The organism is Kocuria sp. KKT182, from assembly GCF_055635395.1.
This window is the reverse complement of sequence record NZ_CM145757.1, coordinates 1,990,742-2,003,049: the sequence shown is the minus strand read 5'-3', so window position 1 is coordinate 2,003,049 and position 12,308 is coordinate 1,990,742. Positions and strand designations below refer to the sequence as shown.

General features: G+C 75.1%; 12 protein-coding genes. 5 read left to right on the top strand and 7 right to left on the bottom strand.

Annotation, left to right across the window (positions count from 1 at the left end):
* Positions 1-8: 8 nt before the first annotated feature.
* From ACZ2G1_RS09255 to ACZ2G1_RS09235, 5 genes are all read right to left on the bottom strand, one after another.
* Positions 9-1,043, bottom strand: a complete 1,035-nt coding sequence (locus ACZ2G1_RS09255) for a Gfo/Idh/MocA family oxidoreductase (RefSeq protein ID WP_470376607.1) — start codon at positions 1,041-1,043, stop codon at positions 9-11.
* 40 nt (positions 1,044-1,083) lie between these two features.
* The gene (locus tag ACZ2G1_RS09250; RefSeq protein WP_109221790.1) at positions 1,084-2,331 is read right to left on the bottom strand and encodes an MFS transporter; all 1,248 of its coding nucleotides are present in this window, start codon (positions 2,329-2,331) and stop codon (positions 1,084-1,086) included.
* Between the two features lie 60 nt (positions 2,332-2,391).
* Positions 2,392-2,697: a DUF4193 domain-containing protein gene (locus ACZ2G1_RS09245; RefSeq protein ID WP_035925540.1), complete on the bottom strand. Its 306-nt coding sequence runs from the start codon at positions 2,695-2,697 to the stop codon at positions 2,392-2,394.
* Positions 2,698-3,010: 313 nt separating this feature from the next.
* Entirely contained in the window at positions 3,011-3,883 is an 873-nt protein-coding gene (locus tag ACZ2G1_RS09240; RefSeq protein ID WP_241482840.1) for a DUF8083 family protein, read from the bottom strand.
* Between the two features lie 6 nt (positions 3,884-3,889).
* Positions 3,890-4,696 carry an exodeoxyribonuclease III gene (locus tag ACZ2G1_RS09235; RefSeq protein WP_017833035.1) on the bottom strand — a complete coding sequence of 269 codons (807 nt, stop codon included), beginning with the start codon at positions 4,694-4,696 and terminating at the stop codon, positions 3,890-3,892.
* Between the two features lie 112 nt (positions 4,697-4,808).
* Between ACZ2G1_RS09235 and ACZ2G1_RS09230 the strand changes: the two genes are divergently transcribed.
* The 4 genes from ACZ2G1_RS09230 (at position 4,809) to ACZ2G1_RS09215 (ending at position 8,297) form a co-directional block, all read left to right on the top strand.
* Positions 4,809-5,207 (top strand): GntR family transcriptional regulator, encoded by a 399-nt coding sequence (locus ACZ2G1_RS09230; protein ID WP_017833036.1) that lies wholly within the window; start codon positions 4,809-4,811, stop codon positions 5,205-5,207.
* Positions 5,204-6,127, top strand: coding sequence for an ATP-binding cassette domain-containing protein (locus ACZ2G1_RS09225; RefSeq protein ID WP_052132845.1), 924 nt, complete (start codon positions 5,204-5,206; stop codon positions 6,125-6,127). Before ACZ2G1_RS09230 ends, ACZ2G1_RS09225 begins: the two co-directional genes overlap by 4 nt.
* Positions 6,128-6,140: 13 nt before the next feature.
* Positions 6,141-6,866, top strand: coding sequence for a hypothetical protein (locus tag ACZ2G1_RS09220; protein WP_017833038.1), 726 nt, complete (start codon positions 6,141-6,143; stop codon positions 6,864-6,866).
* 138 nt (positions 6,867-7,004) lie between these two features.
* Entirely contained in the window at positions 7,005-8,297 is a 1,293-nt protein-coding gene (locus ACZ2G1_RS09215) for a CAP domain-containing protein (RefSeq protein WP_272027374.1), read from the top strand.
* A 264-nt stretch (positions 8,298-8,561) separates the two neighbouring features.
* Here the strand turns inward: ACZ2G1_RS09215 and ACZ2G1_RS09210 are convergent, their stop codons facing one another.
* The gene (locus tag ACZ2G1_RS09210; RefSeq protein WP_470376606.1) at positions 8,562-10,304 is read right to left on the bottom strand and encodes an HNH endonuclease signature motif containing protein; all 1,743 of its coding nucleotides are present in this window, start codon (positions 10,302-10,304) and stop codon (positions 8,562-8,564) included.
* Positions 10,305-10,418: 114 nt separating this feature from the next.
* Positions 10,419-11,243, bottom strand: coding sequence for an ammonia-dependent NAD(+) synthetase (gene nadE, locus ACZ2G1_RS09205; RefSeq protein ID WP_035925543.1), 825 nt, complete (start codon positions 11,241-11,243; stop codon positions 10,419-10,421).
* 153 nt (positions 11,244-11,396) lie between these two features.
* Here nadE and ACZ2G1_RS09200 point away from each other — a divergent pair, with 153 nt between their 5' ends.
* Positions 11,397-12,260, top strand: coding sequence for an enoyl-CoA hydratase (locus ACZ2G1_RS09200; RefSeq protein WP_229587642.1), 864 nt, complete (start codon positions 11,397-11,399; stop codon positions 12,258-12,260).
* Positions 12,261-12,308 lie beyond the last annotated feature (48 nt).

Below are 12,308 nucleotides of genomic sequence, written 5' to 3'. Positions count from 1 at the left end.
CGCCGCGCTCAGGGCGCTGCGGGCACCTCCCGCGCCCCCGTGCGGGCGCTGCGCCGGGCCGCGTCCAGCACGGCGGCGACGGCCACGGCGTCCCACGGGTCCACGGGGGCCTCGCCGTCGCCGAGGAGCCACCGGGCCACGGCCCGGTAGAAGTCGGCGGGCTCGCCGGGGGCGGTGGGCACGGAATCGGTCCCGGTGCCCCGGACGAGCAGACCCGTCATGCCCTCCCCGGGGTCCAGCGGGTCGAAGGGGCCGGGGCTGTCGGCGTGCCCGGCCACGAGGTAGGCGCCGGCCGAGCCGAGCACCCGGGTCCGGGGCCCCGGCGCCCCCACGAGGCTCCCGGCCCACAGGTGGCTGATCGTGCCCGAGGCGTGGTCCAGGGCCAGGAAGACGTCGTCCTCGGCCGGGGTCGTCAGCGCGCGCAGTTCAGCCCGCACCGCGACCACCGGCCCGAACAGCTGGATCGCCGCGTCCACGAGGTGCGGACCGAGGTCGAGCAGCAGCCCGCCGCCCCGGCCGACCGCGTTCTCCCGCCACCGGTCCTTGGGCACCGGGCGCCACCGCTCCCAGCGGCGCTCGAACCGGTGCACGTCCCCGAGGTGCCCCTCGGCGAGCACCCGGGCCAGGGTCAGCTGCTCGCTGTCCCAGCGCCGGTTGTGGAAGACCGTCAGCGGGGTCCCGGTCTCCTCGGCGCGGCGGACCACGGCCACCGCGCCCTCGTGGTCCGTGGCCAGCGGCTTGTCGACCACCACGGGGATCCCGGCCTCCAGGCCGGCCAGCGCGTGCTCCACGTGCAGCCCCGTGGGCGAGGCGACGACCAGCACGTCGGGCCGCGAGCGCTCGAGCAGCCCGGGCAGGTCCCGGTGCACCTGCACCCCGGGCCAGTCGGCGCCCGCGCGGGCGGCCCGCTCCGGGTCGCCGGTGACGACGTCGGTGACCCGCCCGCCGGCCCGCCGCAGCAGGTCCCCGTGGAAGTCCCGCCCGGCCATGCCGTACCCGACGAGTCCGGCGGTGAGCACTCGTCCTGCACCCTGATCAGTCATGCGGTCACGATAGCCCCTGGCACCGGGCCGCACCGGGCCGCTACGGCCCGTCCGGGCCCGCGATCTCGTCGTCGACGAAGCGGGGCGCGGCCGCGACGCCGCCGGCGACGACGAGGAGCACCGCGGTGCCCATCAGCAGCAGCAGGGGAGCGGTCCAGCTGCCGGTGGCCTCGTGCAGGGCGCCGACGGCGAAGGGCCCGGCCGCCGCGAGCAGGTAGCCCACCGGCTGGGTGAACCCGGACAGCTGCGCGGTCACCCGGGGGTCCCGGGAGCGGGCCGTGAGCAGCGCCAGGGCGGTGGGGAACGCGAAGCCGCCCACCCCCAGGAGCAGGGCCCAGGCCCAGGGTGTGGTGGCGGGCGCCAGCAGCAGGCCGGAGTAGCCGGCGACCATGCAGACGCCCAGGCCCACGATCCACCGCCGCAGGCGCGGTGAGCGGGCCACCAGGACGGGCATGAGGAGCCCTCCCGGGATGCCCATGGCGGCGATGAGGGCGGCCATCAGCCCGGCCTGGGCCTGGCCCAGGCCGCCGTCGCGGTAGATCTGGGCCACCCAGCCGAACTGGACGTAGGCGTGCATCGACTGGATGCCGAAGTAGACGCACAGCGCCACGGCGGTGCGGGAGCGGAGGATCGAGGTGCCGCGGCCGGGACGCAGGGCGCGGCCGGGGGTCGTGGCGGGCTCGCGCCGGTCGCGGACGGTGACCAGGACCCAGGGGACCACGGCGGCCAGGGCCACGAGGCCCCAGAGGCCCAGTGCGGCACGCCACCCGTCGGGCCCGCTCGCGGCCAGCGGCCCGGCAGCCAGCAGGGGCAGCGTGGCGCCGACGGCCAGGCCGGTCGTGTAGAGGGAGTTCAGCGCCGCCGTGCGCCGGCCCCCGTGGCGCTTGATGAACGCCGGCACCAGGATGTTGCCGACGGCCATGCCGGCGAAGCCCAGCACAGACAGGAGCAGGAACACCGGCACCGATCCCGTGACCGACCGGGCCAGCAGCCCGGCGGCGACCAGGACCAGACCGGCGGTGACGGCACCGCTGATGCCGGTCCTGCGCGAGAGCGCGACCGCGCACGCCCCCGCCGCGGCGAAGGTGAGCCCGGGCAGGGCGGTCAGCACGCCGGCCATCGTGGGGCTCAGCCCCAGTCCCTGCTGCACCTCCGCGAGCACGGGCCCCACGGAGGTGGCCCCGGGGCGGAGATTGACCGCCACGACCGCCACCGCGAGCACCACCAGCCACCCCGGCACGCGGGGCGGGACGGCGGAACGGTCAGGGGGCGGGGTGGACGGGCGCACCGGCCTGTTCTATCACGGGGTGCGGCGGCACCGGGGCGCGGGCCGGACGGAGCGGTCCGCTCAGCCCTCGCAGTCGGTGCAGTACCGCGTCTCGCCGGACTGGCGGGCCAGCTGGGAGCGGTGCCGGACCAGGAAGCAGGAGGCGCAGGTGAACTCGTCGACCTGTTCCGGGATGACGGCCACGGTGAGCTCTTCGTGGGAGAGGTCGGCGCCGGGCAGGTCGATGCCCTCGGCGGTGTCGAAGTCCTCGGCGTCGATGACCGCGGTCTGGGTGGTGGCGCTGCGCTGGACCTGGATCGCCTCCAGGGACTCGTTGGCCGGCTCGTCCTCGGGCCGGGTGCGCGGGGCGTCGTAATCGGTGGCCATGATGTGGTGCGTCCTCCTGGAACGGGGTGGTGCTGTGCAGAGGGTGCCCTGCACGGAAGGACCAGAGTGTACCCCTACGACATGGGCAACTGTCGAGTCCCCGCGCGTCCCGGCGAAGTGCGGCGTCTCGGGCGTGATCCTCGTCGCACCCCGGAGGGGCCCGGATCGGTCCCTGGTGCGCCGAGCACGGAGCACCCGCTCAGCGTCCGTGACCTCCTCACCGCCGTCCAGGGCCACTTCGACGAGATGGCCCTGGGTGCGTTGCACGCCATCCGGCGCGCCGCGCAGGACGCCGCCCGGCCCTGGTCCGGTGTCAGCTGGCGCTCTCCAGGTGCGCGAGGCGCAGCCAGCGGTGCATGAGCCGGCGGAACGCCACGGCGGCGCCGTGGGCGTCCCGCGCGGCCAGCAGCTCCACGGCGTCCGAGAAGTCCTGCGGGCTCTCGTCCGGCTGGAACGGGTCAGCGAGCGAGCCGTAGTGCAGGACCACGAGGGAGTTGGCGGAGAACGCCCCGAGCCACCGGCCCAGGTGCGTGAGGTCCTCGGCGAGGTCCTCGAGGTCCTCGCCGCCCGCGTCCTCCACCACCTGCGCGGCGCGCACCACGCGACGGGTCGCGAGGTCCATCGGCACCGCGCACCGGTGCACACGGTTGCCGTGGTGGAAGCTCTCGGTGTGGTCCTGAGCGGTGAAGAGGGAGAACCACGCCATGGGGACGGTGAACGCCGACTGGCGCGCGTGCACGGGCACGAAGTGCTCCCGGCTCACGCGATCGCCCGCGGCCCGGACGGCGTCCTCGGGGATGAGCAGGTTGGGCAGGGGCTGGCCGCCCTCCTCCTCGGCGAGCGCCACGAGCCGCAGCGAGCGCCGCAGCCGCTGCGGGGGGTGGTAGACGGGGAAGTCCCCGACCCCGGCCGCGAGCATGTCCCGGCCCCGGGGCGCCGCGGAGAACGGCAGGGTCCACAGCGGCTCCACGGCCGGGGGCAGGGGCTCCTGGCCCGGCTCGGCCAGGCGGGCGAGCTGCTCGGTCAGCTCGTTGACCCCGGCCTCCTCGGGGGACAGGGCCCGGGGCACCAGCGGGGCGTACACGGCATCGAGCTCCTCGGCGGGCACGTACACCCGCAGGGCGAACTGGTGGGGGATCCCGGTGGCCGAGCGGAACGTCCGGCCGACCTGCAGCAGCTGGGCCACGGCGGCTCAGGCGATCTCGACGACGACGGGGGCGTGGTCCGAGGCGCCCTTGCCCTTGCGCTCCTCGCGGTCGATCGACGCGTCGGTGACGCGGCCGGCCAGGGCGGGGGAGTAGAGCTGGAAGTCGATGCGCATGCCCTCCTTCTTCGGGAAGCGCAGGCCCTTGTAGTCCCAGTACGTGTAGACGCCCGGGCCGGGGTGCCGGGGGCGGACCACGTCCAGGTAGCCGGCCTCCTCGAGGAAGGCGCGGAAGGCTGCGCGCTCGGGCGCGCTGACATGGGTCAGGCCGTTGTCGAGGAAGAACTGCATGTCCCACACGTCCTCGTCCTGCGGGGCCACGTTCCAGTCGCCCACCAGGGCGACCTGCGCCGTGGAGTCCTCGTCGACCCACTGCTTGGCGTGGTCCTTGAGCACGCGCAGCCACTCCAGCTTGTAGGGCATGTGCGGGTCCTCCAGGCCGCGGCCGTTGGGGACGTAGAGGGACCAGACGCGCACGCCGGCGCACGTGGCGCCGATCGCCCGGGCCTCCTGCACGGGCTCCTCGCCGGGCTTGCCGAAGGCCGGCTGGTCCGGGAAGGTGCGCTCGACGTCCTCGAGGCCCACCCGGGAGGCGATCGCCACGCCGTTCCACTGGCTGAGGCCGAAGTGGGCGACGTCGTAGCCCATGTACTCGAAGAGCTCCCAGGGGAAGTTGTCGTCCTTCGCCTTGGTCTCCTGCATGGCCAGGACGTCCACGTCCGAGCGCTGCAGCCACGCCTCCACACGATCGGCGCGGGCGCGGACGGAGTTCACGTTCCAGGTGGCGATCCTCATGGGCCCCACGTTACCGGCTGCCCCGGACGGGAATTTTCAGCACCCCTTGCGCAGCACCGGTCCAGGTGCCATGGTTAGTTACATAACTAATGAACTAGTGAGGGGGAGGGCCGTGATCGCCGACGACCGCCCGATCTTCCAGCAGATCGCCGAACGGATCTGCGCCGACATCCTCGCGGGCGCCTATCCGGAGGAGACCCAGGTCCCGTCCACCAACGAGTTCGCCGCCTTCTACCGGATCAACCCGGCCACCGCCGGCAAGGGCGTCAACCGGCTCGTGGACCGGGGGATCCTCTACAAGCGCCGCGGCATCGGCATGTTCGTCGCCGCCGGCGCCCGGGAACGGCTCCTCGAGCAGCGGCGGCAGGAGTTCGCCGACCGCTACGTGGCACCGCTCGTCACCGAGGCGCACTCCCTCCGGCTCCCGCCGGGGGACGTCCTCGACCTCGTCCGCTCCGCCCTCGGCCGGTCCGAGGCCGCCGCACCGACCCGTCAGGAGTCCACCCCATGAACGGCACGCCAGCCCCCATCGTCGCCCTGCGCGGCGTCTCCCGCACCTACCGGGAGACCCGGGCCCTCGACGGCGTCGACCTCGACCTCGCCCCGGACCGGATCTACGGACTCGTGGGGCGCAACGGCTCCGGCAAGACCACCCTGCTGTCCGTGATCGGCCAGCAGGTCCGCCCCGACCGGGGCGGGCGGGTCGAGCTGTTCGGCCGCCCCGGGTGGGAGAACCCCGAGGCGCTCTCCCGCACGGTGCTGCTGCGGGACCGGCAGCGCTACCCCGAGGAGTTCCGGGTCCGCCACGTCCTCGACGCCGCGCCGGCGTTCTACCCCGGCTGGGACGAGGAGCTCGCCCGCGGTCTCGCCGAGGACCTCCGGCTCCCGTCGCGGACCAGGATCAAGAAGCTCTCCACGGGTCAGCACACGGCCCTCGGCATCGTCCTGGGCCTCGCGTCCCGCGCGGAGCTCACGATGCTGGACGAGCCCTACGGCGGGCTGGACCCGGTGGCCCGGGAGCTGTTCTACGACCGGCTCCTCGAGGACTTCGCGCGGCACCCGCGCACCGTGGTGATCTCCACGCACCTGGTCGACGAGGTCGCCAACCTCCTCGACCACGTCCTGCTCCTCGACCGCGGGCGGCTCGTGCTGGACGCCGGTCTCGAGACCGCCCGCGCCAGCGCCCACACGGTCGCGGGGCCCGCCGCCGACGTCGCCGGCTACCTGGCCGAGCGGCGCCTCGAGCAGCAGGTCTCCCGCGAGCAGCGGATCGGGGCGCTGCGCACCGTGACCGTGGCGGCGCCCCACGACGACGACGCCCGGGCGGCCGCCGCGCGCCACGGGATCGAGATCGACGCCGTCTCCCTGCAGTCGGCCGTGGCCGCCCACGGGCTCGTCCCGGTGCCCGCCGACCAGCTCCAGAACGCCTGAGAGGACCTCCGCCATGTCACGACTCACCCCTGTCCTCAAGCTCAACACCGTCAACCGGTCCGCCGGGGTCTGGATGGTCGTGGGCGTGATCACGGTGTCCGGGCTGCTCAGTCTGCTCGCCGGGGTCGTGCTGCACGTGGTCCTGGGCGCCCCGCTGGGCGCCGTGGCCGAGGGCCTGCGCTACAACCAGGTCCTGCTCTGGTGGCCCGGGATCGCCCTGCTCGTCCACGCCGCCCAGGTGATCGGCACGAGCACGCCCCTCGCCCTGGCGCTGGGGGCCACCCGCCGGTCGATGTGGTGGGGCTCGGTGCTGACGTTCGTGCTCCACGCCCTGCTGGCCGCGGCCGTCCTCACCGCGTTCCTGCTCCTGGAGCGCGCCACCGGCGGCTGGTTCCTGGGCCTGCCCGCTTTCGACGTCCGCGTCTTCGCCGGAGGGTCCCCGGCGTGGGCCCTCCTCGTGGCGTTCCTGGTCTACCTCGGGGCGCAGCTGGTCGGGGCGGTCTTCGCCACGGTGTACGTCCGGGGCGGCCCCGTGGCGCTGACGCTGTCCATCATCGGGACCGTCGTGACGACCCTGGCCGTGCTGGTGTGGGCCGCCGCGACCGGAGCGGGCTCCGCCGCGGCCGTCGGCGCGGGTTCCGCGGGGGTCCCGGCGGGACTCGTGCTCCTGGCCGCGGCGGCGCCCGTGCTGCTCGCGCTGCTGGGCTGGGGCCTGTACCGCCGGGTCTCCGTCCGCTGAGCACCCCGGCGCGGCCAGCGCCGCCGCGCCGGGGGACCAGGGGTTTCCCCGCGCGCCCTTCCACCGGGTGGTTGCACATGCTAATTTCCTGCTGGCCCGTGCCCCCGGCGGCGCCGCCCCCAGCAGGGAGAGACCCCCATGAACCTCGCACGGACCGCGCTCGTCGTGTCCACCACCTTCGCCCTCCTCCTCGGCGGAGTTCCGGCGGCGCTCGCAGCCCCGACTCCTCCGGTCGATCTGCCCGAGCTGTCCGGTCCGGCCGAGCCGGCCGCCACCGCGGGCGCGCCCGCCCTGAGCCTGCACGGCGGCTCGGGCACCGACGCCGCCCCGGCCGGGGTTCCGGCGCCGGCGGCCGCGGAGGACCCGGCCGCCGGCGGCCTGGCCGGGGCGGCGTCGGCCGGCGCCCACCCGACCACGGTCGAGGACATCACCGAGGCCTTCAAGATCGTCAACGACCACCGCGGCCAGGCGAGGCGCGCCCCGCTGGTCTACAACACCGCGCTGTCCCGCAACGCCCAGCAGTGGGCGGAGACCATGGCCGGGGCCCGCAAGGAGTCCCGCAACCCGGACCCCTGGGCGGGCGCCCCTGCCGGCGGGATCCGGATGGACCAGTACTACGGGAAGGGCGTCTTCACCGGCCCCTTCGAGGGCGTCGAGGCGGTCGAGGCGCTCGCGCACTACCTGCTGGACTTCTTCCCCCGCAACGGGACCGACCAGTTCGCCCGGGACCTGACCCACCTCGGGATCGGGGTCAGTCACGTCGCCACGTCGGGCTCGGGTGGTCCCGGGTGGGAGACCTACCTGACGATCTACTACTACGCCTATCCGGCCGGGCAGGCCGTGCCCGGGACGGTCGCGAGCCCGGCGCAGGGGTTCGTGCCGCCGGTGACGGCACCCCCGGTGACGGCGCCGTCCTACGCAGTCCGGGGGGCGATCGGCACCAAGTACCACCGTCTGGGCGGGGCGGCCGTGCTCGGGGAGCCCACCATGAACGAGCGCGGCGGCCTGATCGAGGGCGGCGTCTACCAGCAGTTCCGGAAGGGCACCCGCACCACCACCGTCTACTGGGCCCCCGGCTACGGCGCGATGGCCGTGAAGAACTACGGATCCATCGGCGGCCGGTGGGTCGCGGCCGGCCGGGAGCACCACTTCGGCCTGCCCGTCACGGACGAGCGCCCGGCCACCAGTGGGGCGTACCAGGTCTTCCGCCGCGACGGTCGCTCCACCATGCTCCTGTGGAGTCCCGGGACGGGCTCCCGCGCGGTCAAGCAGTACGGGGCCATCGGGCGGGCCTGGAAGGCCGCCGGCTCCGAGCGCGGCTGGGGCTTCCCCGTCACCGACGAGTACCGCTACGGCGCCGAGGTGCGCCAGCGCTTCTCGAAGGGCGTCACCGTCCACTACGCCGCGGGGCGCACCTGGGTCACCCGCTGAGACCGAAGCTGTCGAGGTCGGTCTCTCCGTGCGGTGGGACCGGCCGAGCCGGGGGTGTTCCGACGTGGCGCGCACGGTTCGTCGGATCGTCCGGCGGTTCCGCCGCGGTTCCGGCCCTGGTGACCTGAGGGGATGCTCAGGGGAAACGGCTGCGGGTCGTTCCCGGCCGTGGGCAACAGGCGCGCTCGCGCGGCCGGTCCGGACCACCTCACCACGACACCGGCCTCGGGGAGCCGGGCCCAGGAGGCCGCGGGCTCGCCGGTCTCAGAACGGCGGGGGGTCATCGGGCGGGAGGTCGTCGAGCCGGAGGCCGCCGGGCGGAGGATCAGCGGCCGGACCCACGGGCGGAGGGTTGCCGGGCGGCCGGCCGGTGGCCGGGGCGCTCCGGCGGTCGGGTGCGGTGCCGACAGCGGTGTGCTCGGGTTCGGGGCGGGCAGCCGTGTGCTCGGGTGCGGTGCGGTGCACGAGCCCGCCCGGTGAGGTCCACTCCAGGACCGCGGCGTGCCCGGCCGCGCCCCCGGCCGTTCCTCCGGGCGGGCTGCCGTCCGTGCCCGGGGCGGTGCCGTCGTGCGGGCCGGGGGTGATCCGCCGGACCGACCAGGCTCCGAGGTGGCCGTGGCGGTGCTTGACCCGGTGGTGGTGGCGGCACAGGGCGGCCAGGTTGTGCTCGGCCGTGGGCCCGCCCCGGGCCCAGGCCACCGTGTGGTCGAGATCGCAGGCCTCGGACCGGCGCCGGCACCCGGGGAAGCGACAGGTCCCGTCGCGCAGCTCGACCAGCCGGCGCAGGTCCCGGGGCACGGCGTAGACGGTCCGGTCGTGGTCGAGGACCACTCCGGTCACGGGGTGGGTCAGCACCCGGTGCCACGCCCCGGCCCCGGCGGCCAGCTGACGGGCCACCTCCGCGCTGATGGGCCCGTAGCCCGACAGCACCGGAACCCCGTCCCCGGCCGACTCGCCCCCGACCGTGCCGGCGCACGTCAGCACCGAGACCGGGACCAGCACGCTCACCCGGGCCCGCACCCCGCGCGGAAAGCCCGGCTCCTCCGGCAGGACCCCGTCCAGCAGCAGGTCCGCCAGCACGTCGGCCCGCAGCTCCGACACCGAGCGCGGCACGGACTCTTCCTGATCCTGCGGTCCCGGCCGCCCCGATCGTGCGGGGTCCGGGACGTCCTGGCCCAGCAGCCGGGCCAGGTCCTCGAGCCGGTCGTGCACGGCCAGGGCCACCGGGGCCTCCAGCAGGGCGTGCAGCCAGGCCGTGCCGTCGGCGGCCGGCTCCACCCACACCGCCCGGGCCCTGCGCGCGGCGCGGCGGGCGCGTTCCTCGGCGCCGGCCACGAGCACGGCCCGCCGGGTGCGGGCGGTCGCGCGCAGCTGCGCGGCGGTGGCGTGCGGGGCCCGGTCCAGCAGCTCGGCGATCAGCCGGCCGACGGCCGCCACCGGCGGCGGGTCGCACCGGCCGGGGGCCCAGGTCGGGGCCTGGGTGATCAGCTCACGCCACTGCTCGACCAGCACCGCGGCCTGGGGCGAGCCGATCCGGCCCTCCTCCAGGGCGGTGAGGACCTCCGGGAGCATCTCGGCCAGCAGCACGGCGTCCTCCACCCGCCGCCGGGCCGTGCCCGCCGGCAGCCGCAGGGCCGGACCGACCTCGGCCGCGACGTCCACGAGCAGCTGGTGCTCCGCCTCGGCCAGCGGGCTCAGCGGGTCCGGGCGGAGGAACCCGCCGGCGGCGATCTCGGCCTCGGCCTGCGCCATCGCCTGGAACCGGGCCGCCGTGCGCGCCGCCTGCCCGGCCAGCCACAACCGGTGGATGCAGCGCACCTGTGCGCCCACCGCCCGCGCCTCCGCCGCCGCGGCCTCCACCAGGCCCGCCGCGGCAGCCCGCACCTCGGCGGCAGGCCCGGGAGCGCCCTGCACCGCGGTGTCGTGCACCTCGGCGAGCACCGGCCGCGCCGGAGACTCCTCCCCGGCCACCGGGGTCCGGGTCCGCCGCTGCGCCGTCGCCGTCATGGAACCATTCTCCCCAGCACCTCAGACTCGCTAAGCCGACGGGCCCCGACGACGACGGAGCCGCGCACCCCGATCGGGGTGCGCGGCTCCGTGGTGGTGCGGGTGCTTCGGGCGTCAGGAGCGCCACCAGTCGTCGAGGATCGTGGCGGGGGTCGTGCGCTTGTGCCGGGTGATGCGCCAGCGGTGCTCGATCTGCTCGGCCACGGCGTCGGCGACCTCGCGGCCCTCGAGGTAGTCGTCGATGTCGTCGTAGGACAGCCCGAGCTCGGCCTCGTCGGTCTGGCCCGGGGCGTCGTCGAGCAGGTCGGCGGTGGGGGCCTTCGCCCACAGCCGCTCCTCGGCGCCGAGGGTCTTCGCGAGGAGCCGGTTCTGCCGCTTGTCGAGCCCGAACAGCGGCAGCACGTCCGCCCCGCCGTCGCCGTACTTGGTGAAGAACCCGGTCACGGACTCGGCGCCGTGGTCGGTGCCGATCACCAGGTAGTTGTGCTCCCCGGCGATCGCGTACTGCGCGATCATCCGCATCCGGGCCTTGATGTTGCCCTTGTTGAAGTCGGAGATCTCCCGGTCCGTGGCGCCCTCGAAGCCGTGCTCGAAGCCGTCCACCGCCGGGGCGATGTCGTAGGTGATGGTGCGGTCGGCGGCGACGAAGCGCAGGGCCGCCTGGGCGTCCTCCTCGTCGTGCTGCTTCCGGTGGGGCAGGCGCACGCCCACGAACTCCGCCTCGCCGCCCTCGGCGCGCACCCGCTCGACCGCCAGCTGGGCGAGCCGGCCGGCCAGCGTGGAGTCGAGGCCCCCGCTGATGCCGAGCACGAAGCCCTTCGTGCCGCTGGCCCGCAGGTAGTCGCAGAGGAAGCCGACGCGCGCCTCGATCTCCTGCTCGGGGTCGATCTCGGGCTTCACGCCCATCTCTTCGATGATTGCTGCCTGCAGTGTCCGCATGGGCCCATGCTAGTGCGGGCCGCGCCCGGGCGGGCAAGGGGAACACGGTCCCGGAACGGCGGGGCCCTTGCGTAGGATGCGGGCCATGCCCCCGCACCGGAGCCGCCCCCGGGAGCACCGGATCCGACCGACCGAGCGAACCAGGAGCGCAGCATGAGCGAGCAGCACGGGACCGACCGCCGGAACACCGCCGAGGACACCCCTGGGAACACCTCCGGGAACACCTCACGGAACGTCTCGGGGAGCACGTACGAGAACATCCTGGTCGAGACCCGCGGGAGGGTCGGGATCATCACCCTGAACCGGCCGCGGGCGCTCAACGCCCTCGACGCCGCGACCCTGCGGGAGGTCGTCGCCGCGTCCACCGCCCTGGACACCGACCCGGGGATCGGGGCGATCGTCCTCACCGGCTCGGAGAAGGCCTTCGCCGCCGGCGCCGACATCAAGGAGATGGCGGGGCGCAGCGCCCCGGAGATGTACCTCGCGGACTGGTTCGCGGGCTGGGACGCCTTCACCCGGGTGCGCACCCCCGTGGTCGCCGCGGTCTCGGGCTACGCCCTGGGCGGGGGGTGCGAGCTCGCGATGATGTGCGACCTGCTGATCGCCGCGGACACGGCCCGCTTCGGGCAGCCCGAGATCAACCTCGGGGTGATCCCCGGGATGGGCGGCTCCCAGCGCCTGGCCCGTGCGGTGGGCAAGGCCAAGGCCATGGACATGGTCCTCACCGGCCGGCACCTCGACGCCGCGGAGGCGGAGCGGGCGGGTCTCGTCTCCCGCGTGGTGCCCGCGGCGGACCTGCTGGCGGAGGCCCTGGACGTCGCCGGGACCATCGCGGCGAAGTCCCTGCCCTCGGTCCTCGCGGCCAAGGAAGCCGTGGACACCGCGTTCGAGACCACCCTCGCGCAGGGCGTGCACCTCGAGCGGCGGCTCTTCCACGCGCTGTTCGCCACCGAGGACCAGAAGGAGGGCATGGCCGCGTTCGCGGAGAAGCGCGAGCCGCGGTTCACGCACCGCTGAACCCCCGCCGCGGCCGGGTGCCGCCCGGCCGCGGGAGCTAACGTGGTG